22 protein-coding genes and 3 pseudogenes are annotated in these 23922 nt (G+C 42.2%); 6 read left to right on the forward strand and 19 right to left on the reverse strand.

Going from position 1 to position 23922, the window contains the following annotated elements:
* Positions 1-858, reverse strand: a complete 858-nt coding sequence (locus tag QF041_RS12660; protein ID WP_258166392.1) for an ABC transporter permease — start codon at positions 856-858, stop codon at positions 1-3.
* Positions 859-1134: 276 nt separating this feature from the next.
* Here QF041_RS12660 and QF041_RS12665 point away from each other — a divergent pair, with 276 nt between their 5' ends.
* The 3 genes from QF041_RS12665 to QF041_RS12675 all read left to right on the forward strand — a co-directional run bounded on the left by QF041_RS12665 (position 1135) and on the right by QF041_RS12675 (position 6600).
* Positions 1135-2946 (forward strand): sensor histidine kinase, encoded by a 1812-nt coding sequence (locus QF041_RS12665; protein ID WP_307414450.1) that lies wholly within the window; start codon positions 1135-1137, stop codon positions 2944-2946.
* 229 nt (positions 2947-3175) lie between these two features.
* A complete protein-coding gene (locus QF041_RS12670; RefSeq protein WP_307414451.1) occupies positions 3176-4786 on the forward strand; it encodes a response regulator transcription factor in 1611 nt (536 codons plus the stop codon).
* 134 nt (positions 4787-4920) lie between these two features.
* Entirely contained in the window at positions 4921-6600 is a 1680-nt protein-coding gene (locus QF041_RS12675; protein WP_307414452.1) for a type 2 periplasmic-binding domain-containing protein, read from the forward strand.
* Positions 6601-6805: 205 nt separating this feature from the next.
* On the opposite strand, the gene QF041_RS12680 is transcribed toward QF041_RS12675, so the two are convergent.
* From QF041_RS12680 to QF041_RS12715, 8 genes are all read right to left on the reverse strand, one after another.
* Complete coding sequence (locus tag QF041_RS12680; protein WP_307414453.1) at positions 6806-7117, reverse strand: hypothetical protein; 312 nt, start codon at positions 7115-7117, stop codon at positions 6806-6808.
* Positions 7118-7153: 36 nt separating this feature from the next.
* Positions 7154-7339 (reverse strand): aspartyl-phosphate phosphatase Spo0E family protein, encoded by a 186-nt coding sequence (locus tag QF041_RS12685; protein ID WP_192265137.1) that lies wholly within the window; start codon positions 7337-7339, stop codon positions 7154-7156.
* A 506-nt stretch (positions 7340-7845) separates the two neighbouring features.
* A complete protein-coding gene (locus QF041_RS12690) occupies positions 7846-8634 on the reverse strand; it encodes a hypothetical protein (RefSeq protein WP_307414454.1) in 789 nt (262 codons plus the stop codon).
* A 256-nt stretch (positions 8635-8890) separates the two neighbouring features.
* On the reverse strand, positions 8891-9742 hold the full coding sequence (locus QF041_RS12695) for an HNH endonuclease (RefSeq protein WP_307414455.1): 852 nt from the start codon (positions 9740-9742) through the stop codon (positions 8891-8893).
* Positions 9743-9934: 192 nt separating this feature from the next.
* Entirely contained in the window at positions 9935-10600 is a 666-nt protein-coding gene (locus QF041_RS12700; protein ID WP_307414456.1) for a hypothetical protein, read from the reverse strand.
* Between the two features lie 224 nt (positions 10601-10824).
* Positions 10825-11484 (reverse strand): hypothetical protein, encoded by a 660-nt coding sequence (locus QF041_RS12705; RefSeq protein WP_307414457.1) that lies wholly within the window; start codon positions 11482-11484, stop codon positions 10825-10827.
* A 164-nt stretch (positions 11485-11648) separates the two neighbouring features.
* Positions 11649-12113, reverse strand: coding sequence for a tyrosine-type recombinase/integrase (locus tag QF041_RS12710; RefSeq protein ID WP_307414458.1), 465 nt, complete (start codon positions 12111-12113; stop codon positions 11649-11651).
* Positions 12114-12613: 500 nt separating this feature from the next.
* Positions 12614-12907: a hypothetical protein gene (locus QF041_RS12715; protein ID WP_307414459.1), complete on the reverse strand. Its 294-nt coding sequence runs from the start codon at positions 12905-12907 to the stop codon at positions 12614-12616.
* A 757-nt stretch (positions 12908-13664) separates the two neighbouring features.
* Here QF041_RS12715 and QF041_RS12720 point away from each other — a divergent pair.
* From QF041_RS12720 to QF041_RS12730, 3 genes and pseudogenes are all read left to right on the forward strand, one after another.
* Positions 13665-13820: pseudogene (locus QF041_RS12720) on the forward strand (IS5/IS1182 family transposase); the annotation flags it as partial.
* On the forward strand, positions 13810-14064 hold the full coding sequence (locus tag QF041_RS12725) for a hypothetical protein (protein WP_307417096.1): 255 nt from the start codon (positions 13810-13812) through the stop codon (positions 14062-14064). The pseudogene QF041_RS12720 and the gene QF041_RS12725, both read left to right, overlap by 11 nt.
* A complete protein-coding gene (locus QF041_RS12730) occupies positions 14061-14201 on the forward strand; it encodes a hypothetical protein (protein WP_307414460.1) in 141 nt (46 codons plus the stop codon). Before QF041_RS12725 ends, QF041_RS12730 begins: the two co-directional genes overlap by 4 nt.
* Before the next feature lie 307 nt (positions 14202-14508).
* Here the strand turns inward: QF041_RS12730 and nagA are convergent, their stop codons facing one another.
* The 10 genes and pseudogenes from nagA to QF041_RS12780 all read right to left on the reverse strand — a co-directional run bounded on the left by nagA (position 14509) and on the right by QF041_RS12780 (position 23921).
* Positions 14509-15651 (reverse strand): N-acetylglucosamine-6-phosphate deacetylase, encoded by a 1143-nt coding sequence (gene nagA, locus QF041_RS12735; protein WP_307414461.1) that lies wholly within the window; start codon positions 15649-15651, stop codon positions 14509-14511.
* 26 nt (positions 15652-15677) lie between these two features.
* A complete protein-coding gene (locus QF041_RS12740) occupies positions 15678-16463 on the reverse strand; it encodes a DeoR/GlpR family DNA-binding transcription regulator (protein WP_179282962.1) in 786 nt (261 codons plus the stop codon).
* Between the two features lie 256 nt (positions 16464-16719).
* Positions 16720-17121 carry a hypothetical protein gene (locus QF041_RS12745; RefSeq protein WP_307414462.1) on the reverse strand — a complete coding sequence of 134 codons (402 nt, stop codon included), beginning with the start codon at positions 17119-17121 and terminating at the stop codon, positions 16720-16722.
* Between the two features lie 122 nt (positions 17122-17243).
* Positions 17244-18008, reverse strand: a pseudogene (locus QF041_RS12750) (class I SAM-dependent methyltransferase).
* Between the two features lie 31 nt (positions 18009-18039).
* A pseudogene (locus QF041_RS12755) lies at positions 18040-18958 on the reverse strand (NAD(P)-dependent alcohol dehydrogenase).
* 451 nt (positions 18959-19409) lie between these two features.
* Positions 19410-19892 carry an SRPBCC family protein gene (locus QF041_RS12760; RefSeq protein ID WP_307414463.1) on the reverse strand — a complete coding sequence of 161 codons (483 nt, stop codon included), beginning with the start codon at positions 19890-19892 and terminating at the stop codon, positions 19410-19412.
* Between the two features lie 18 nt (positions 19893-19910).
* The gene (locus QF041_RS12765; RefSeq protein ID WP_307414464.1) at positions 19911-20219 is read right to left on the reverse strand and encodes a hypothetical protein; all 309 of its coding nucleotides are present in this window, start codon (positions 20217-20219) and stop codon (positions 19911-19913) included.
* 221 nt (positions 20220-20440) lie between these two features.
* A complete protein-coding gene (locus QF041_RS12770) occupies positions 20441-21046 on the reverse strand; it encodes an oxidoreductase (protein ID WP_307414465.1) in 606 nt (201 codons plus the stop codon).
* A gap of 331 nt (positions 21047-21377) precedes the next feature.
* Positions 21378-23099: a helix-turn-helix domain-containing protein gene (locus tag QF041_RS12775; RefSeq protein WP_307414466.1), complete on the reverse strand. Its 1722-nt coding sequence runs from the start codon at positions 23097-23099 to the stop codon at positions 21378-21380.
* 45 nt (positions 23100-23144) lie between these two features.
* Entirely contained in the window at positions 23145-23921 is a 777-nt protein-coding gene (locus QF041_RS12780; RefSeq protein ID WP_307414467.1) for a (2Fe-2S)-binding protein, read from the reverse strand.
* Position 23922 lies beyond the last annotated feature (1 nt).

Here is a 23922-nt window from a genome sequence, read left to right on the forward strand (position 1 = left end):
CTAGAAAATTCGGTATCCGGCGAATCGGTAAGCCAGTCGGTACGAGATCACAATCAGGATCAGGCTGATGACCGATTTGAACAGATTCACAGCGGTAGCGAAACTGAACTGTCCACTAAGCAGACCTTCTCTATACACAAACGTATCGATAATATCTCCTTGTTGGTAAATCAACGGACTATATAAGTTAAAGATCTGGTCAAAGTTGGCGTTAAGCACATTCCCCAGTGCCAAGGTTGCAATGACGATCCCAATCGGAATAAGAGCCGGGATGGTAATATACATCGTTTGCTTCCAGCGTCCTGCGCCGTCCACCTCAGCCGCTTCATAGAGTGAAGGGTTGATGCCGGACAGTGCCGCGAGGAAGATGATTGTGTTGAATCCAAACTCTTTCCAGACATCACTCGCAATAATCGTGAATCGGAACCAGCTGCCATCCCCCAGGAAGAAGATCGGCTTGATGCCAAATACCGATACCAGGAACTGATTGACAATACCCGTCTGGGCCAGAATGTCGATCAGGATGCCTGATAACGTAACCCAGGACAGAAAGTGAGGAAGATACACAAGCGTCTGAATCGTTCTTTTCAGTGCCATCTTCCGTACCTCGTTGAGCAATAAGGCAAAGACAAACGGAATAATCAGATTCATGACAATCTTCGTGCAGGCAAAAAATAGCGTGTTCCACGTAATTTGCAGGAAGTAATCATTTTCCCACATGTACCTGAAGTGCTTTAGTCCTACCCATTCGGAATTGAAAAATCCCAGTGCAGGTTTATAATCCTGAAATGCCATCAAAATCCCGGACATCGGAATGTATGAAAATATAAAGACCATAATGGCCGCCGGCAACACCATGAAGTGCAGAATCCATGGCTGTTTATAGCGTTTTTTTCTCTTTTTATCCAGCTTGTTCCCAACGTTTGCCTGCGGGACCCGCTTACCCTCCAATTTAGCCTCCATAGCACTGCTCCTGTTCCCAAAAAAAGTTTTTGTGTGTGATGGGGTTCTCTGATATAAATAGTATCAAGCCATACTGAGGTCTGCTATATAACATTGTTAGGCTTGATAGTGTTTTGTTAGGGCCATCCTAGGAAGAGGTTAATTTACACACGAATTTAAAGGAGACTTTTCATGTATATATGGAAGCGCTTAATGCCTTTTCAAAATAAAACCAGATCCCGATTCAGTCTATTCGCCAAAATAAACTTGTTAATTGTGGTCTTATTCATCCCCATTCTGATCATGTACACCTACTCGAATAACGTCACCTATGATGTCGTCAGCAAAGAATTGCAGATCTCCAACACAAAACAACTTACGTTTCTGTCCAGTCAGATCGACTCCCGTATCAATCAGATGATGGATTTCAGCCTGATTCTCTCCCGAGATCCGAATGTCAGAGCCTTCAACGGCCTGAACATGTGGGATGATCGATATGACCGGATGCAGACCCGTTATGTGATTCAGGAGAAAATGACGCTTCAGACGAGCGTTACCGATATATGGCCTACCCGATATGCGGTGTATTCACAGCAGAATGAGGATGTCATCGCCAACTACAATCGAACTACCGGATATGATGAGGCGTATTTGAAAAAAAATATGAGCGGACAATGGACCTATGGGGACCAAAGTGCCGAATCACAAGATGAGATGAAATCCTTCTACTGGTTCTTTACGGACTCCCTTGCCCAACCAGGAATGCTCACTGGAAGCAATCTGGTGATTGAAGCCAGCTTCAGCTATGAGAACATTCAGAATATGCTGGATACGTATAAAGCAGGCGGACAAGGTGATCCTTTCTTATATCACAAAGGAAATGCACCCATTCTGAATCGCAGCGCGGACAAACAGTTATCCGCAGCACTCACTCAGTATCTGGATACGCACTCGCCAGAGGATACCACACAGGACGTGGTCGAACTGAACGGAAAGAAATATCTGGTTAGCTCCGTGAAGTCCACCTATCTGGATTGGCATCTGGTTGACGTCATCCCGCTGTATCAGATTTTGAAACCCATCTCGCTCAGTCAGAATCTGTTCTACACCTGTATGATTTTGCTGCTGGTGGTGGGTATCTCTGCGTCAATCCTGCTGTACCGGAATGTTCAATATCCGATCAAAAAACTGATCAAAGGTTTACGCCGTGTAGAGCAAGGGGATTATTCTGTCCGACTGTATAGCAAAAACCAGAATGAGTTCTCATTCCTGTTCCGCCGATTCAACGATATGTCCCATCAGATTCAGGATCTGATCGAGAATGTGTTCCATGAGAAAATTAGAGCCAGGGAAGCTACGCTGAAGCAATTACAAGCGCAGATCAATCCGCATTTCCTATATAATTGTCTAGGTTATATCATCAACATGGCCCAGATGAAGGACGAGCAAGCCGTGGTCTCCATGGCGCATAACCTAAGTGCGTATTATCGCTACACCACCCGTATGGAACGGGAGACGTCGTCGCTACAAGAAGAGATCAAGCTGCTGATCAACTATCTGGATATCCAGAAGCTGCGTAATGGTCGCATTGAGTATCACATTGATATCCCTGAGGATATGCTTGCCCAGTCGGTGCCACGATTAATGCTTCAACCGATGGTCGAGAATTCAGTCATACATGGTGTGGCGAAATCCTACTCTTCCGGGGAAATTCGAATTACCGGGGAGCGCTTGAATGGTTTTGGCAGAATATACATCGACGACGATGGTCCCGGCTTAAGCCCGGAACAGTACGAGGCATTGAACCTGAAGATGCAGGAACCTTTACAAGAAGAAATGGGCTGCGGCCTTTGGAATACGCACCAACGAATCACGCACCTGTTCGGCAGTCATTCCTACCTCCTATTCGGCCCATCTCCACTTGGCGGATTCCGAACCGAAATCATCTGGGAGTTACCGAAAGAGGACACCGATTCCGATAAAGGAAATACCGATACAAATTGATACTATACTAACGATAAGTTGACATTTGATTTTGAACGAACCATTTACACGTGAACGCAGAGGACAGAAAAAACCTGAAGAAACGAAGTGTTCGCCTTTATCCCCAGATTTTCACCTTTATAAAAGTGATTCAGAAAATCTGGGGGTAACAGCGATCGGAAGGTTGTTCTGTCATCGGAGTGGCAAGTGTAAATACGCCTTAGTTCAACCACCAAGGGAGACAAACACAATGCAAATGATGATCGTAGACGATGAAGCACACTGGGTCGATAACCTGTCCATGACCAAGCCCTGGCACACGCTGGGGATCGAACATGTGCATAAAGCATACTCGGCACACGAAGCACTACAAATGATCGACACTCACCCCATCGATATCGTGATCTCAGACATTCAGATGCCTGAAATGACAGGTATTGAACTAATCGAACGCATCCGCATCCGGGACAAAAAAATAAAATGTATTCTGTTATCCGGCTATTCCGAATTTGATTACGCCAAAAAAGCCATCCAGTTCGAGGCCGTGGACTATCTGCTCAAGCCCCCGACTGACGATGAATTAATGGGTGCCGTTCAGAAGGCCATCGATCAATTGAATAACGAATGGGAACTTGTCAGTTCATTGACACGAACGCAGTTTACCTTGCGAGAGAATCTCCCCCATTTGCGGGGACGACTGCTCCTAGGAGCTTTACAGGGACAACGAATCGCCGCTGCGGAATGGGATCGGAAGCTCGCCAATTACGCTCTGCCCTTTCATACCGGGGATGCTGCTTTAATGCTGGTACGTCTGGAAGAAGAATTCGGACACTATGACAGCAATGATCAGACCCTGATCGAATATGCGATCATCAACATGGCGGAAGAGATTATGGGTGAGTTTATGGAAGTGTGGGGCGTCAAGGAGGAGCACGGATATCTGGTGTTTTTGCTACAGCTGAAAGAACGGAAAGGCGATATTGGTAAAGAAACCATTCTGGAGAAGCTTTCGATTCAGCTTCAATCCAAAGTAAAACAGTTTCTGAAAGGCTCCCTCTCCATCGTTATCACCGAGTGGTTCACCTTTCCGGATCAGCTTTACGATCGCTTCCGTCAGGCTTCCGCCTATTTCAGGCAGATCGTCGGAGACGAACGTGAATTCGTCATGCGTGTCAGCGATGTCGAGACACCTGCGGCACAAGGTCCCTTAGATGTACTATATACCCCGCCAACGTTTATTAGTCTGCTAGAAAGCGGACAGTGGGAAGCCGCCGAAGAGAAAATCCTCGCGGTCTGCGCAGAGCTGGATGAGAAATGGTCGGAATCATGGGAGCACTGCATGGAGGCAGGTTTTCTCATTACGGCTTCATTCACCAACATCGCCCACCGGAACAAACTGACTCTGACCACTTTAATGGGCAATGATGTTGAGGATTTGCAAAGTGGCGAAGTTTTCGCTACCATCAGCAAATTGCGGAAATGGTCGCTCAGCGTGCTGGGCAAACTCAAGGAAGGTACGTCCAACGAGATCAAAGACATCCGTTCCGAGTATGTGAAGAAGATTCAGGATTTTACAGATAAGAACCTGCATCTGGATGTATCTTTACGTGTGCTCGCTGACCATGTCAATCTGCACCCGACCCATTTGTCCAAAATCTATAAGATCGAAACCGGCGAAGGCATCAGTGATTATATCTCGCGCCTGCGCATGGATCGGGCCTGCCACAAGCTGGTCACGACCACCAAAAAAGTGTACGAAATCAGCATGGAGATTGGCTATATGGACCCGGCTTATTTTATCAAAGTGTTCAAGCGTCAATTCGGCGTTACGCCGCAAGAATATAGAGACCAGCATAAATAACATGACTGAAAAACGTTCTTTTGGAACATTCACTAATAGAGTCCTATCGAAACTAAAAAACTCATATAGATGCACTCCCGCACAAATTGGTACAGTTACACTGTAAAGATCATACACCGTAGGGGGATTGAACAATGATCAAATTCAAAAAAACATGGTGGTCACTGCTCATGGTTATCACGCTCATCACGATCACTGCGTGCGGCAGTGGCGAGACAGCCAGTGACAATGGTAATAATACGCCGGGAACTGTCGGCTCAGCTGAAGCAGAAGCTGCTTTTGCTAAAGGAAAATATGATCCACCGATCGAGTTCAGTTCGGTATTGATGCCGAAGAAATACGTGCAAGGAGATACCAAAGAAAATAACGTGCACGATCGCTGGATGCTCGAAACGCTGGGTATGAAGCATAAAGATACCTGGTATCCAGCCAATGACGATCAATACAGACAAAAGCTGCAACTGGCTATCGCCTCTGGTGAGAAACTGCCTGATTTCGTAACAGTACCTACCAATGCGGTATTGACCAATCAGCTGATCGACTCCGGTCAATTCATCGCAATTGATGAGTTGTTCGACAAGTACGCGAGTCAGACCCTGAAAGATCACGCAGCAGCACATCCTGAACTGTGGTATCCGTTCACCAAGGACGGCAAGAAATACAACATGCCGATCATGGAGTACACCGATAACGACGATACACTGCTCTGGCTCCGCGAGGACTGGATGGAGAAGCTGAACCTGGAAGCTCCGAAAACCATCGCAGACCTTGAGAACATCATGGACAAATTCAAGAACGAGAACCCGGACGGTCTGTCTCCAGACAAAGTATTCCCGCTGGCGATCTCGCTGAAAAATAACACCAACACCTGGATGGGTCAGCTCGACTGGTTGTTCGGTGCATACGGCACAATCGAGGAGCAATGGAACAAAGACGCAAACGGCAATCTCGAGTACGGCTCCGTTAACCCGGGTGCCAAACAAGCCCTTGCCAAGCTGGCTGAATGGATGGATAAAGGTTATATCCACGCTGACTCGGCTCTGTGGGACGAAGGCAAATCCGCTGAAAGCTGGACAGCTGGCAAAGCGGGCATTCTGCCTGGCGCAAACTGGGTACCGGACTGGCCTGCACCTGACCTGTTGAAGAACGTACCTGGCTCAAAGTATAAAGCTTACCCTGTTCCAGCTGGCCCAGACGGCAAGATCGGTACGAAGTGGCAGAACTCTGGTGTCAACGCAAGTATCATGATCAACAAGGATGCGAAGCATCCAGAAGCCATCTTCCTGTACTACAACTACTTGCTCGATAACCTGGCTAACCCGAAAGCGGGCAGTGAGTATGAATACGGCTTCGCCAAAGGTTACGACTGGGATATCATTGACGGACAACCGACCAGTGACAAAGAGAAGATCAAAGACTTCTCCAACGAATTCCCATTCCTGACCGGCCCAGCACGTATCCCGGATCTGTACATGAAAACACTCGTGAAGCTGGCAAACGGCGAGAAGCCTGAAACACCTTACGAGAAACAAATGGCCGAATTCCGTAAACCGGAAAACTGGTATGCAGGTAAAGTCGTGATGTCCCAGATCGACGTCCGTAAACAAAACTATTTCACTGGCGCTGCAACACCAACCATGGTATCCAAATGGAACCTGCTCCGCCAGTCTGAGATGGAAACCTTCAACAAAATCATCTACGGCAATCTGCCTATTGATGCCTTTGACCAATTCGTCGCCAACTGGAAATCCAATGGCGGTGACCAGATCACGCAAGAGGTGAATGATTGGTTTAAATCGGTAAGTGCGAAGTAAGAATTGGATTTTGGAAAATAAAGAGTAAACAAAACAAGCCGAAGCGGTAAGATCTACGCTTCGGCTTGTTTTTTAGGTAGATATTGAGGTCGCTTCCCCTGACCTGTGGGTTCGCGTTAGTAGGTTAAAACCTTTTAACAACTCACAGATTACGTTTTGCTGTTCTCAACTCTTCTCACTTCTTATGAGACATATTTTCAAGCAATTAGGCATCCGGCCTATCATTCTCCCTGTCAGTTAACATTGACTGCCCCAGCAAGGAAACTGTGAGCTGAATGCCGTCCCTCAGTCCTTGCATGTACAACTGCTCATTCTCTATCCCTTTGGTGACAATGTATAGGCTCTCCCACTCAGCATATCCAGGTGTCTGCTCGACATCTTTGCTAGCAAACAAAGCTTCGAACGCTTCATCTGTTTCCCCACGTACACGACTAAGGTCAGGATCATGCTCGATCTGGGCAGACACCTCATCTAACCTCGCCTGAATCGCTTGTTGCAACCACGATGGAAAGTCCATAGCTTCTCCTCCCCTACGCATTATGTACCTCAGTCATCATCGTATCACTCGGTCATGTCTCGCCTTCATTTCACTAACTCGTGCCACCAGTTCGTCCACCCTTCTGCTCTGTTCCTGAACCTCAGGATTGTCCCACAACGGAATCGCTTGCTTCAAGGATGCCTCTCCAAGCTGATTAAGCTTGCGCCGTTCCTCTTCCAATAAGTCAAGCAACCGGCTCATACATCCACCTCTCTGATGGGTCTAAACTGCCCCATGTCTTGTTAATGCTATACGTGAGCAGTCATTTTTAATGCGATTCATCCGTACCCGATGTTGTAAAACTAATATCTTCGTCTAATCCAAATTGTAAGATAAAATATAATCCCCTTAATGCGGAAATCGAATAAAAATTAAAAAACACCGAAATAAACCCTACGGTGTCAAAAAATAATATTTGTTCACGGATTGTAAATATCAACAAAAGTAAAGGAATCAAACAAAGAGAATTCCTAACCAGATTACAAACAACATTCGATTTGGATATCAATCATACCAATCTTCCCCGTCTGAGAGGTCAATATCGTCTTATCTAAACCGTTCTTAACTAAATTTCAACTGATAGAGCATGGTTTGTGGTTTAAGTCATAAGGCAACTTAAAACAATGTGAGGTATTCAATCATCGAAATGTTCATCAAACATTTCACCTTTTCTCTTCCCAATTTCGGGATGCACCGGCCTTCTTGAATTACTCACGTACGCCTATAGAAAAAAGATTAGATATCCTTACGGGATACTGTTTTTTCTTATACAATTTAAATATGGTTTTCGATATTCTCTTATCTAATGCTCTCATATGTTTATAAATTGAAATAGAGTAATTTAATAATTCCACTCTTCGTGAATATTTAAAATTCATAATTTCCCTTGCATTAGGGTTTACAGGAATCTTAGCTCTAACCTCCCAACCCTTGCTGTACAAATTAGCTGAGATATTTAATAATGTATCAACTGGAGTGTAATGAATAAAACAATCCCTATAATCTTTTAGTCTTGTTACCCATATGGCTTTAGCATTCTGTAGATCTCTTATAGGCCCATCCAAGTCTTTCTTGCAAATTTTATTAAAGGATGGCGGCATATGGTCTTTATATGCCGTACCAATAATTCTTGCCAATAAATCTAAAGCAACATTAATTGATGAAAGGTACGACTCAAATTCCCAGTAAAGAATATTTGAATTCCTATTTGAGAATGACATTCCAAAACAATTATCTTCAACATTTTGAATTTGATCTTCAAAATAATCAAATGCGTCCTTATAAATTGAGAATATTTTTTCAAGTCTGTATTCGGAACACTGGATATGGTATCTGTATGCTCTTGAATACTCCCTCACAAACCATCCAAATTCAAAATAGTAACCTTCATCATCTTGCTTCTCCAATTCGAATCTTATCTTGTCTAATAATTTTGTGATTTCTGGTGAACCGTTTAAAAACTCCGGCATTGCTGGTAGTGGTATTAAAGTTTTCATCTTGGTATGATCCCTCATTTTCGCGACTATTTTTTATAACGTTTTGTATTCACGAACCCTCACTGGCTTAAGGGCGTAAGCCCTGGGTCGACGGACTTAGCCAGTGCAGGGCTGTCTGCTGAATCTGCTTCTCTGAAAACCTTCTGCAGACCAAGGGGCGCCAGGCCTGCTGCGTGAATATGCTGTTATGCGATGTCATTGGCATCATTGTAAAACCTACTAATTTCCTGGTTACTGTTAATACAAGAAAAGTATTCTACCAATAGAACTGATACAATAATTTAGGTTTTTTATTCTTTGTTGATTTCTTCAGGTTACAGTCAGAACATAATAATTGAAAATTAGTCGGATCATTTGATCCTCCGTTTTCTAATGAAACTATATGATCAAAATGTAACCCCCTTTCTGGGTTAACATTAATAATTCCAGACAAATCCCTAGAACAATTTTGACATCTTCCATTGTCTCTGAAGAATACACCTTTTTTGAGCCATGTAGGCACTCTAACCCTATTAATATTTATACATTCACTTTCCGATACGTATTCAGACAATAGCTCATTAAAATAATATAAAAACAACTTATCATTAAATAAAAGATAGAAAGTTTCATCTTCTATACTGTTATTACCTGCAATAAACAAATCCATTATTTCACTAATAATATCTTTTATCTTCTCTTCATATTGATCCCTATTCTCTTCAGTTGATTGAGTTTCTAGTTCTTCTAGGATACTTCTATATTTATTAATTTTGGGATTATACACTTCTAATGGCTCGATAAAGTTCTGTAATATATATGACTCTATTTCTTCATGTTCAAAATTATAAAAATCATCCACAAACCAATATTCCTTTTTTGTTAGAATCATAACTAATAGATCACTAATAAAGTTATATAATATTGATTCTTTATGAGGTTTTTGTAACTTAATTTCATTCCCTTGTACTAACTCAGAAAAATATTCATCTCGATCTCTCTCGAAAAACCATAAATATTCATTAAATTTTTCATCTATGTTTTTACTAATAATTATATCGCTAGCAAGAGAAGCAATTTGGTATGCATAATTCAGTTTTAATGTTTTATATGATTCATCTATGCGCATACTTTCATATTCCTTTCATTCTTTCAATGATATCGCATAACGTTCTCGTATTCACGACGCTCAACGAAGTCGAGTGTGTCCGGCTGCCACTGCTTCCCTGCCAACTACATCTGCCGGACCGAGGGGCGAATGCCCCGATGCGTGAACATGTTGTTATGTGACTCCAACGACTTCCTCGAATTACTTATGGGTTTAACGTGAAGCAGTCATATACAAATTATATAAATTAGTACATTGGTCAAAACATTCCAGATATAAAATTCTGATTTCATCATTAGAGCATAACTTTAGATAACTTTCTGAATTTATGATCTCTTTGATGGGTAACATCTCAAGATAATATTCCGGGCTATTCTCCTTCATTAAGATATCTTTATATCTACTAAGTACCTTTACATAAACATTATCAATAAGTCGATATTGACACTTACTGAGCTCCATCAGGAAGAATTTCTGTATTTCTCTCGCCAAAAACGAACCATTATTATAGGGAGGAGTACCGAAAAAGCAATTACTTACAGGAGACCTATACCAGTACTGACCTTTGTGCCAATGCTTTGTAACAATAAAAGAGTGCCACTTTCGAATTTCTTCATAACGAGATCCTAACACTTGATAGTGGCTTGAATACAGTCGCTCAGTGGATTGTGATAGCAAGTAATTGATTATTTCTTCATTAGTATTTAATTGTGTGACCTTGGTTATCGAACACCAGCAAATATAGTTATTATCTATTTTTCCCAATAGGCATACTTCTTCACCAGGGCTAACATATATCTCAAAATAAAAATCTTTATTGCTAATATCATAATTCGGCTTAACACTATTCTTTGTTGTAATAAGGTTGTATTCAATCATTATAATGACTCCTTTATCAGAGTTATCGCTGGTTTCACATAACGTTTTGTATCTATGAACCCGAAAGGCTTAAAGGAGCGTAGCGACTGGGTGGCTTCGCCACTTAGACTTGCAGGGTTGTCTGCCTGAACAATCTCCTTGAAATGCTTCTAGCAGACCAGGGGACGAAAGTCCCACTGCATAGATATATTGTTATGAGATGTGACCAGCATCCTTGAATAAACTCAAGAAAGTTTGTTAGTTATATATTCTTTTGTATATGTAAACCATTCTGGCACAAGAATTTCGTTAATAGAATATTCTTCAACGCTATTATTATCAACATTTATTTTCCATAATTTCTGCTTTTTGCTCTTAGTATCGTTCCACAGTTCATCAACTTTATTTAAATTTGGATCTAATACAAAATAAAAATCTTTTTTTCTATAATCACTATCTTTCTTTATGAATCTCTCTCTACAAGTCAAAAGAATATATGGTACATACATAAATGTTAGTCCTTTAAAATTCCAAACTCCCTTCGATGTCGCAAAATCAATCAATTCTCTAAACTCTTTTACACTCAAATTATCAGCGATACCCTTACACTTTTCATAAATTGAATATGAGTTAGCAATGGTCAGTGATTTAATGTACTCTCCATTCTCATTATCAATATCACTAGCAACTAAATGTTCAAATGGCTTATGATTTTTTTCAATTGTAGGACACCGTGATCCTTTTCTATGTGTAAAATGTGTTCTTGTATTTTCCGATTTATCAGCTCGTAGAGAAATCTCCTCATCACATACGGGACATAATCCCTCTCTGCGATTGCCACATACCTTTAACCATTCTTGTACCTCTAAGAGTTTACCACTTACTGGATCTATTGCTTTATTCATTAGAAGACTCCTTTTTGTTATTTTGGTCATTTCTCATAACATCTAATTTATGTACTTCGTAGATACAACACATTTCGTACATTATCCGAACTACGTCTATGATAACCCATATTGTGACATTTGCGAAGAAAAGTTTGGAGAAAAAGGGAGAATTAGAGCAGTACTCAATCTCCCAAATCCATCCGATCCAGCGGGCTTTGAATACGTTGAATATTTTCCGTACTAACATGCGTATATCGCTGAGTTGTACGTGCACTCGTATGACCAAGTAACTCCTGAATGTAGCGCAGGTCTGTCCCGTTTTCTAGCAAATGAGTGGCAAAGGAATGCCTCAACGCATGAATACTAACCTTTTTCACAATTCCTGCGCGCTGTCTAGCTTCTTCAAAAACCTTCTGCACGCTCCGCTCAGTAAGATGTCGATCAGAAGATTGCCCCGGAAACAGCCAACGATTGGGTCTATATTCATCTATGTATTTCTGCACCATATCCCAGGCGAGGCTTGAAAGAAGCGTCCTCCGATCCTTTTGGTCCTTCCCCTGTCTCACAATGGGTGTCTGCCTTTCAATATCGAGATCGCTGCAACGCAGACGTACAACTTCACCTACACGAAGCCCGGAAGAATACATCAGAAATAATATAGCCTTATGTTTAGGGTTGATTACGGATTTACGTAGCTGCTTAGAAAACGCTCGACCTGATTACAATACGTTATGATTGTTTTGCGACTGTATCCTCGTAACTTTAGCGCCTTCTGTAACGGTTCTTTGCTTCACTGGTTGTTTCCCCTAGGGTATGATCCACATTTTCTGTTTGGGTTCATATGCAGGTTTATAGGGACAACGAATATGCAGTGAATGAGTAGAACCTTTAGTTATGGTGATAGTCTCTTCGGTTGTAGTATCATCGTTCATAGGAAACTCTCCTTTGTTTTTGAGTCTATGTCTTTCTCCGCAATTTTGAGAAATAAAAAGGAAGGCTCTCCTCATCCCAAAAAGGGAATCAGATGACCTTCCGATGCTTTCGGAACATATATGATCTTTAAAAGTAAAGATGGGCACAGCCAGTACAATAAAAAACTGCCACTCCATGTAGCTTCAACAAAGCATATCTACTGATCAATCTGTCCTCATGGATAACAGTAGACGATTGAACCAGCTGGTACTTCGTCTGGGGAAATCCCTTTTCCCAAACATATACCGATATTCTTCTTGCCAGCTATAGAATGGTTAATTTGAGTAGAAACAACTTCAAATACTTGCTCTTTCCCATCCGTTTTTTTGATGATAATCTGTTCACCAATCATCTCTTTAATTGTCGAAGGCAGTAGTTCATCCAACTCTTCATTAGCCCCCATAACGATGGTTCCGAATTCGGGTGTATCGAAGACTAAGCCAACGCCAAACAGCATTTTAGCTTCCATTCTGTGACCACCTTATCTCTGATCTATGAATAGCTCGAATTTGTTACCCTGAGATCGGCATTACGAAGTCTAACCATGGCATCTATCAATAATGCTTAAGTTACCCATTTAACTTCTGCCCTTCTAAACATACAAATTCCATCCCACAACAAAAGCAGCCAATATAGCAGCCGAGATGCCAGACATGATGTACATCACCTTTTGCTTTTTGCTGTAACTGTTCTTCCGCAGTTTGAACATAAGAAAGCCAAGATACGCGACTGCTAGAACCACATAAAGTAGGTTAAACATTAAATTGATGCGTAACGAAGAATAAGCAGGATAATTTGGAAACCTCAACTTCGTTTGTATGATGAAAAGATTAAGAAGGAGTACCACACCTGCAAAATGTATTGCAAGATGATATTTAGTAAAATTGGTTGTAGGATTTCCTCGTTTATGTAGTTTGTTAATAAGCATCCGGATTAAATAATAGCCGATCAAAGCAATTAAACTTAAAATGATGGCTAGCGCAACAGGAATAAGAGATATCTTAAGTAAGTTCACCTTTAAATTTGATACAGGCAAGTACTCAATGTAAGGAGTAACGGAAATTTTCTCAACAACACCATTATGCTCGACAACATTATAAGATTTTGCTAAATCAGCTTTTGTATATTTCGTTATATCAAGTGCCGTAAATAAATTAGTAATACTAGCGGCTGCCCGTCGTGCGGATTGAAAATATCCTCCCCCCTCTGAGGTAATTATATTAGAAGTGCGAGTTCACCAGCATGGATCAGGCGCAAAAGGGGCAAAGCAAGCGATCGGACGTTCCCGAGGTGGATTAAGCACGAAAATTCATGCGGTAGTTGACGCGTTAGGGAATCCACTTCGCTTCGACTTGACTGGAGGCGAAGCGCATGACTCCGTGTATAAAGGTAATGACAGATGCGATCGAATGCGTCTATGCCAAGGGACAGTTAATGGGAGAATTCAACAAAAGCTCTTCTCCAGCAATGATCTCTCGTGCCTATATCTCTTTCTTTAATGGAGTGGGCTTAACTCTTGGAGAAAGTATTATTCATCATCCCGAGTGGGAAAATCTGAAGGGGCATGCCTTTTATTTGTTCGCACCCATACAACCTAAAGAAAAAAAACTGGAGGAGTCTGAATGAGTCAAACATCATTACAACCCGATTTGACATTTAACGTTCGTGTAAAAAAAACGGAGCTCATCGATGCCGTCAACCATTACCCCACTGAATATTTCCAAAGAGTAGATCGCTTTCTGGATGAGTATGTAGGAAAATAAATTCAATCCAAGAGAACCAACTAGTGAGGGAGCTTGTCCTGACGAAGTAATGTGCTTATTCGCCATCCGTATGTCGTCTGAGTAAATCCGATGAGATTTTATGATCGACCATGGTATCACCTCCACAACTACAATGTACATCATATTACCCCACAGTCGATGTAATATTTTTATTATGATACCATTATTATTGTTTATATATTTGACGATTATTATCCTGTATGGGTCGGAATGTGAAGAAAATAAAAAATAAGCCCACTAGACTTATCTAATGGGCTTTCGCTGTGGAATCGCAAATAATAGTGATTTATAGAATTTGACCGCCCACCATCGTCCAGAGAACCTGAAATTCATCATCCAATAGGACCAGGTCGGCATCGAAACCAGAGGAAATTTCCCCCTTTTGTTGAAATCCAAGAATATTGGCCGGCGTAGTTGAAGCCATCTGTACGGCATCTATCAAGGGAATTCCGGTTTCGACAGTATAACGTAAGGCTTCATTCATGGTAACTGTACTGGAGGCCAGTGTTCCATCCTCCAGTCTTGCAATGCCACCCGATACCGTGACATGATGGCCTCCAAATAGATAATTCCCATCGCCCATACCCATTGCTTGTAAAGCATCTGTGATCAAGACCATTCCTTCCGGTCCTTTCAGGTTATGTATCAGTCGAATAATAGCAGGATGCAGATGGACATTATCCACAATAGCTTGAAGACTTACATGTTTCTCTTCAAAAGCAGCCACGATCAGACCCGGATCTCGATGATGGATCGGCCGCATGCCATTAAAACAATGCGTAACATGACTCGCACCTGATGTAAAGGCTTGTTTGGCTTCCTCATATGTGGCATCCGAATGAGCGATCGCTATAACTACTCCCTGTTCTTTCAAAAAGGAAATCAAGTCCATTCCTCCCGGCAGCTCGGGCGCAATAGTAACCATCTTAATGAGTGACCCTGCTTCCTGGAAAATGATCTTCATTTCTTCTATGTTGGGATGCCGCAAATACTTTTCATTCTGCATTCCTTTTCGCTTCGGGTTCAGATACGGTCCCTCTAAGTGAATCCCTGCGATCTTTGCTCCCACTTCTTGTCCTATTACACGCTTGACACTACGAATCATTTCCAGAAGATCCTCCATCGTAGAACTAACAGATGTAGCCAGAAATGAGGTACACCCCGTTAAAGCACATTGGCGTGAAACTTCTTGAATACTCTCTTCAGTACCGTCCATCATATCAAAGCCATTGGCACCGTGGATATGAACATCTATCATCCCAGGTACTAGCAAATGTCCTCTCCCATCAATCCGTTCATACTCTCCTTCTAGCGTAGGAAGATCACCTGTGTCTATCCTCATGATTTTCCCTTCAGAAATCCACACATTGGCTGATGGAACGATACGGTTGCGAAGTGCCATTTGTACATTATGCAAAATATAATACATAAAAACCCTCCTCTTCCCTATGGTTATCAGTCTTGCTTTCGAACCTCTTCATTTTCTTCCTGACACTCAATAACAGTGATGTTCTTCTGATCCAGAACTTCTCTGATCTCACTCGGGAGTTCCAGATTTGTGACTAAAATGTCAACGAAATCAAAGTCCAGCCGATGAATAGATTTGCCAATAAATTTTGTGTGATCGGCTACTACGATAACCTGATCAGATCTTCTAGCCATTTCTTTCTTTACCCGGGCATCTTCTTCATATGGATAATAGAGTCCATCAGACCGGATCGCCGATGCTCCAATGAAGGCTTTATCAGCACGAATTTCACTTAGTTTATCGATAATGGAAGAGCCATATAAAAAGCGGTGCTTTACATTCAAGTAACCACCGAGTATATAGATTTGGAGATCCTCTCGATTGGACAAGATCCCTACGTTATCAATGGAGTGCGTGACCACCGTGCAATTTTTTGCGCTAATTTGTTCCGCTACAAATTGCACCGTGGTTGATACGTCTAAAATCACAGTCTCATGGTCTTGGATAAGTTTTGCCCCAAACTTCCCTATTTTTTTCTTACTCTCGGATTCATCAATCAAACGATCCTGATAAGACAGCATTTCTTTCTGTAACTCAGGTAACGATAGCCCCCCATGAGTTCGAATCACAACGCCTTCTTGTACTAATCTAACAATATCCCTTCGTGCAGTATCCCTTGATACTTCAAACAGCGTACATATATCTGTAACACTCATCGATTGGTGTTGTTTCAAGTATTCGAGTATTTTTAACAATCTTTCCTCTTGATACACAATACATGCACCTCCTTTAAGTGATTATAAGTGTAATTTTGAGTTTTTGCAAGTTATTATAAGTAAGTCTTAAGTTATTGTAAGTATTCATTCCTGACCGTTCAATAAAAAAAGACGTTAGCCAGATGAATTCACATCCGTTAACGTCTTTTTAAGTTAAGATTTACTGCTAAGAAAAAATTAAGGAATGGATTTCGGAGCCATTTGCTTAACAAATTGACTTAAATCACTCAGATACTTGTCATCAAAAAGCGCTCTAGGAAAGAAAATGGCTGTCAGAAGCAAAAGGATTTAAACCAAATTTATGTTTCAGTTTCTTTTCTAAAGCTTGCTCAGTTATTTTTTCTGGAAATTCCGATTCAGTTGTAACCCATTCTGGCTCATAGTGAGTAATTGCATTTCTAACTTGAATTAATAAATATACATCTTGATAAGGGCTAACTCCCTTTTTAAAAAGATATTTATCAGCTAATGTAAGAGCGATTTGATATTTGTCTAAAATACTGTATTTAGCCGTCTTTGGCAGACTGTATATGGTTAAAAGAAAAATCCTTTTTTCGCTGGCATAACAAAAATTCCCTCCGGTTTCAAGTGTTTGAGTAACATGATCTCTTTTTTCACTGTCTACCATGAGGGGATAATACCAATGAGTTTTCACCTCTATGACATTCCCCTTACACTCCCTTATGGGCCTACTTTATTCCATCTTCGTCAGGCAGATCATACCGGATATTCAGATTGCAGTTATTTCGGGGGCAACCCATCCTTTTACCATTAAGCCTATAACTTTCTTGCTTTGATCACAAAAGTGACGGGAAACATCTTCGCTCTTTGGGCAAGATCATTGTCCTCGCCCTGCAGCCTCATGATTTCTTCGTCTGTTTCCTCCACCATCTGCTCGATTGCGAACCCGGCTTTTGCCAATGCATTGATGTAGGCGGACATCTTGCGGTCGGATAAAGTGAGTTCACCTTGGATAAACTCGGGAGCCACGGCGCACCAGGATTCATCAAAATAACTTTTGCTGAACACGAACTTTCCGTTCTCTTCGATGACGCATCTATGAATGGGATGAGACCAGCTGAAAATGAAGATACCGTCTTTTTTGAGATAGGAAGCAATCCGGCTGAACGTTCCTTCGAGGTCGGTGGTCCAGCCTATCGCATAGATGGAGTAAACATAGTCAAAGTATTCCTTCGGTATACCGCATTCTTCTTCCATGGGTGAGCAGATCAGCCTCGCCGAAATTCCGCGCTCCGCCAGATGCTGCCGTGCCTTCTCGATCTGCTGCGCGGATAAATCGATGCCCCATAGTTCAGCTGCCTGCCGCTCACCTTGATACTACAAGGATTGACCGTTTCCACAGCCGATCTCCAGTACCTTTGTCCCAGAGACATCTCCAAACAGACGGTATTTCGCTTCCGAGACAAACGCTCCGTACAGAGGAGGCACGATCGCGCCTAAAAACTCATTTCCTCTTGTATCCCAATAGGAACGATTAATGTGATGAATCTTGTCCGTATTGATCGCAATAACCTCCGTCAGCGTAAAGCTGTATTTCTATAAACCCTTCATTCTATCTTACCGTTATTGCCACATTGCCTTTCTTGCGCCCGGTATCCACATATCTGTGGGCCTCCGCAATTTCATCAAGAGCATAGGTTCGATCGATGATCGGTTTTAGTTTGTTTTCCTCGATCAACTCTTTGAGAAAGAGTAAATCGGCTACTTCCATTTTCGGAAGTCGACTGTTGTTTAGAAAGACACCATTTGGCGTTAGGATTTTTTGGCATTGTGAGGGTTTGGCTTTTATTACGGCATCATAAACAATATCGTATTTGGTTTCTGAGGCTGTAAAGTCTTCTTCGGTATAATCGATTAGTTTTATCTGCTCCTATAGATTCTACCAATCCAAAATTACTTTTACTGCACACCGCTGTGACTTCTGCCCCATAGTATTTCGCAAGTTGAATTGCATACGTCCCAAGACTGCCGGATGCTCCATTGATCAAAATTTTCTGACCTGGCTTTATTTTTGCTTTTTGCAAATTTTTCAAAGCTGTAAGCCCTCCCGATGGAACGACCGCAGCTTCTTCGTAGGATAGATGGTTGGGCTTTATTGCAACCATTCCCTTTTTTTCTCCGGTTCCGTTTTTCACTTTTTCAGGTAAACAAATGTATTCGGCATAACCTCCACTAAATCCTGTAAGCCCAAAGACCTTGTCTCCTTCCTTAAAGGATTGTACGTCTTTTCCTACCGACTCAATTACACCGGATATTTCTAGTCCAAGTATTAAATTTTTCCTGGGCTTGAACATGCCGAATACAAGTCTCACCAAGAATGGATCAGCTCTTCGAATACGGGTATCGCCAATATGTGCAGTGGCTGCAAATACTTTAATTAAAACCTCATGGTCTTTTGGTTTCGGCTTTTCCACCTCTTTCATCTGCAGCACTTCTGGCGGTCCGTAATTTGTGCAAATCACAGCTTTCATATGAACCCTCCTATTTCTTAGTGTTTCACTGCCTGGTTCCATGATCGTTGTTAATACATCTGCAGTCCATACAATTGAGCCTGTTTTTACCGTTCGAATTTGTTGGGCCATGTTTTTGATTGATGCCGACTTCAATTTATATTCTGCAGGTCCTACTTTTAATGCTTTGGTCTGATAAATGGATGGATGTATTGAATCGTGTTTTCCAAATGGAACAGGATCTATTTCGATTGTTTGAAGCCAGCTTACACTGTTTTTAAGATCTTCATAACTAAGTCGAAATGCTAGATTTCTGAGGGATGGATGATAAGACGTTTTATATTCTTCTCCCCCAATCTTGTCGGTTTCAGATAACTTATCTGTATTCACAAACCCTTAGTCACGACAACAACCCACCTATGGCGGTCAACATTGGGTGGGTTGTTATATTTGGAATAACTATTTTATTCTGTTAACCTTCCATATTAAATGCTTCACTATAGATTTCACGCAGCTTAGTGGAGTTATCATGCCAATGAATGGGCTTACCATTGATAATTTGGACCAATACATCCAGACACCTATGCCATCCTGCTGCGGTATTCACTGCCCATGAATCATCGTTAAACGTATGGGTAAAGATCATTCGACAACCTTTATCTTCTGCCTGCAATGAAATGTTAACCAGATCATCAACTTCACGGAAACCAAATACATATGGCTTTTCTAACTCTGTAATGGTCCCCTCATATGTCGTTCCTTCACCATCATCGAAGGCAATCTTGCCACCAAGTCTGAGATCCATCTCTCCTGTTGCGAAAGGATACCATTGGGCGAAGGAACTAGGCTTCGTGATCATAAGGAAAACATCTTCTGGATTATGATGAAGAAATCGTTCAAACCTCAAAGCATAACGACCGTTTGACTCATGTAATGTACCATATTCACTCATCATGAGATCCTCCTTATTTCATCACATATATCCATCTTCAGGTTCACCAACATCAAAACCCAACACTTTTGACGCTTCTAATTTGAACGTTTCTATCCAAGAAGTCCAATCATCGTTATTCATCTGTGCATAAAATGATAATCCACTTGGTTCAACGGATGCTTCAATAAAAACATCATCCTCGTCAGTTCCAAACCAATATGGAATTCCACTTTTATAACCAATCCAGCCTGGCATATTCTCATATACTTTAGAAACTTTATCCCATACCTCATCAGGCAGGTCATACCTTATATTTAGGTTGCAATTATGAGAATTTATGTTGTTCATTACATTCTCTCCTTCTACCTTAGACGTATATCAAGATATATCCTCTATTTTTATGTAAACTCTCACTACCTTAAGAGTGCAGTTATTTGTTGCAATTCAGTAAGGTAGTGCAGGGTTACCTGCTGACTCCACTTCTTCGAATACCCTCGGCAAACCAAGAAGTGAAAGCAACAAGCGTAGATATGTTGTTATTTAGATGTAAATTACCTTCCACAAACTACTTATAGATTGTATTTCGTTTTCATTCTTTCATATAACTTATAATCCGTATTTCGATTTACAATCTCTCCTATTAACTCTTTCCACTTATTTTCAATCCACTTAGGACTTTGTTCTTTCAGAATATCCTCGTTAAATTGACTATCGATATACTCCAAATCTTGTTTAAGCACTCCAATATCCTTAATCAGTTGATTTCTCGATTCTTTTTCTAGCGATATCTTATTCGATAAAATGTCGTCTGTGATTTCAACACTTATATACGTATACATATCTCTAAACACATTGTAGATTAAATCGGTTGATGGTAATTGATCTTCCCTGAAGTCGGAATTCAGAAAGACGAATGATTCTTCACCCACTTTCAAAGATACTGCAACATTTCCTAATGCGTGTATGACTGTTTCCTTGGAAGAATTGTCCTCTAAGCTTTTTATCACATCATCTAAATTGTAGATGGATTCTTTTATACCAATTTCAGTTCCATGATTTAGTTTAACCGTGTAATCAACTTCTTGGTTGTCTTTGTACGCTTTGAATTGATAGTTGAAGTACATGCTTATTATCAATCCAACCATTAGTATGATTATTGCAATATTTTTTTTCATTGAATCACCTCCTAATAGTGCCTGAACTACGTATATGATAACCCATATTGTTACAATTGCGAAAGGTAATTGGCGAATAAGGGAGATTTATTAGTTTTCTCAACCCCGTATCCAATCGATCCAATGGGCTTTGAATACGCTGAATATATGGAGGGTTGTACAGGATGCGAGTATGCAGTGGAACCCTTTATTATAGTAATAAAACAAAAAGGTCCTTCTTCATCCCATAGGGAATCAGACGACCTTCGATACTTTCGGAACATATCAACTTTTTGAAAGGTAGAGCGTACCGTCTTTCGCTGCAAACGGGCTAGCGCCGGCAACCACCTACTCAAGCCAACAACGCCTGTTCAATCTGATCCACAATGCCATTGATGCCTGTTGGTCCATAACAACCGATCCATGTCGCGGCATCTACTGAGTGTATTTGCTGTCGCTCATCCGTGTCAAGCATCCCCCAGACACGTTGCTCGGTCGCAGATATGCCCTCCTGCATGATCTCATTGCTAAGCAAAAAGTAGTGGCTCGCCTGCACAGCCGGTAGTCTGTCAACGGAGATATGATAGGCCGTATCGGTGGTATCTGCCACAAATAACGGAACAGGCAGACCCAGATCACGGTACAGCACAGCGCCTGTGCGATGAGAGGCAGAATGTACACGAACCAATGAGTCCAACGGACGAATCAGTGCCACGCTCTTACCTGTCAGTACTGGAGCAAGTTCTTCGGACAGCAATGTGGTCCGTCGATGATAATCCTCAAGTATACGTTTTGCCTCTGCTCGTTTACCAGCTAATTCACCGAACAGGCTAAGAATGGTCTGCCAGCTCTCATTGCGCTTAAACATAAGAACTGGAGCCAACCGGCTGAGCCGTTCATAGTACTGATCATGCACCTCAGTGCAAATAATCAGATCCGGGGACAGTCGTTCCACAGCAAGCAGATCAGGGTACTCATACGTTCCGAGTATTTCGGTACCCTGCAGTCCTGCCCTAATATATTGCGGGAAATGGAACGTTCCACTTCCCAATCCCACACTTCCTGCTGGAGATAATCCAAGCGCAAGCAAATGATCCGCATATTGCACATCGAGTACAGCGATACACTGTGGAGAACGGGTGACAGGATATTCACCTCGCATATGGCATATCACTGGACCTTGGTCCGACTCGTACGAAGAAGCCATGCGATTCCGCAGCAAGGATTGAGCATAATTTGCATCTGTTTCCGAAACGGCAGCAAGTCGATAACGCAGCGGAGGAACGCCATAATATTTCTTAAACGCCCTGCTGAAATAATACATGTCGCGGTAGCCCATTTTGTCAGCAATTTCCCCAATGGAAGCATCCGTATGAAGTAACATCCGCGAGGCATTCTCCATCCGCAACTGGATGACGTATTCCATCGGTCCAAGCTGCTTCTCTTGTTTGAATCGTCGCTGCAGCTGTCTTACGCTGCATCCGGCGAGGGCTGCCAGTTCCTTCAGCTCCAGATTCTGGCGATAATGCGATGATATATATGACACAACAACATCCACCATGTCGGACTCTGCTCCGCCTTGACCACGTTCATACTCCATGATCAGTTCGTAGATCATCACCTGGAGCAACGCATGGGCATGAAACCGTTCCAGTCCTTCGCCACGACGCCATTTGGCAACGATTTTTTCCGCATTCTGAATCCATTCTGCCTGAGTCACAGGGTTCTGAATAAACGAATTTTGCAGTGGATGTTTGCGATACGAGGGCATGGCATGGGAGGCTCCTTCCATGGAAGAAGCCTCGTACATAATTACGATATAATAAAGTTCGTCTGATCTGGCCGTCAGCGTAAAGGATGATCCCTTCACCACATGACAGGCAAAAGAAGCTCCAATGTGGCAACCCTCGCCATCCATTGCAAGCTCCCCTTCCCCTCCATATGCCAGCAGCAGCACATTTGAAGTTAATTCAGTTTCGCTAAGAACACTGCCTGTCTGCAAAGTACCGCTATACCCGTCAAGCATCTTGATCGTTGTATCACTCCATAGACTTGTCTGTTCTTGCAGCGGCATTTCTCTCATCTCCTGACAATAGCAAAGGTAAAGTTGTTGCTGTTGTCATTTTAGTTGAGATTCTTTCTCATTGTCAATTTTCGGACATTTTCTGCAATATTCCCCTGACATCTGATAATAGAAACAACAGGTGATGCGCTCGCTTTTTGCAACGGGTATATCATTCGTACAATCGGTGAAACGGGTCAACGGATTCTTTCTCACACCGAATACTTGCCCGGACGCCACTTGTGTCAGATATGAAAAGTCCGCCTGGATGTGCTCACTTTCCTGCTCTGCCTCGTCTTCATCAGGCGTATATAGTGGCCCAATGCGTACCATAATGTTCTCCCAGAGAATACTCATCGAAAGAGGTGCAATCGCAGCAAGCGTCTTTAACAGGGGTGTAAGCTGTCCCGCAAACATCTCCTCGACCACCTTTTCCCGCCATACTTCCCTGTCTCCCATTAGTCCTTCTGCCTGAAGCCCATTCACCGCTAGAAAAGGAAATCGTGTGCCGCCCTCATGATCTGAGAGCGCCGGATGATAGAGAAAGCTGTTCTCCAGCTGAAACGAAACATGCTGATGATGAAAAGTCATCGCGGTCACCAGCGGAGCCGTCCACAGATAACCAATCCGTTTGGCTAACATCGAAGCGGCAACCTTCATGTCAGGCGCATCGATGTACTCCTGAAGCCAACTGATATACTCTCGGCATGCCGCTTCGTCATGCAGCTCACTTAGAGCAATGGTACGGACACTATGTTCAGGCGGCTCACCAAGTAAAATCGAATGATCTTCCACTGTCTCTTTCCATAAGTCTGTCGAGAGATATGAATTCATA

The sequence above is a fragment of the Paenibacillus sp. W2I17 genome (assembly GCF_030815985.1).
GTDB lineage: Bacteria > Bacillota > Bacilli > Paenibacillales > Paenibacillaceae > Paenibacillus.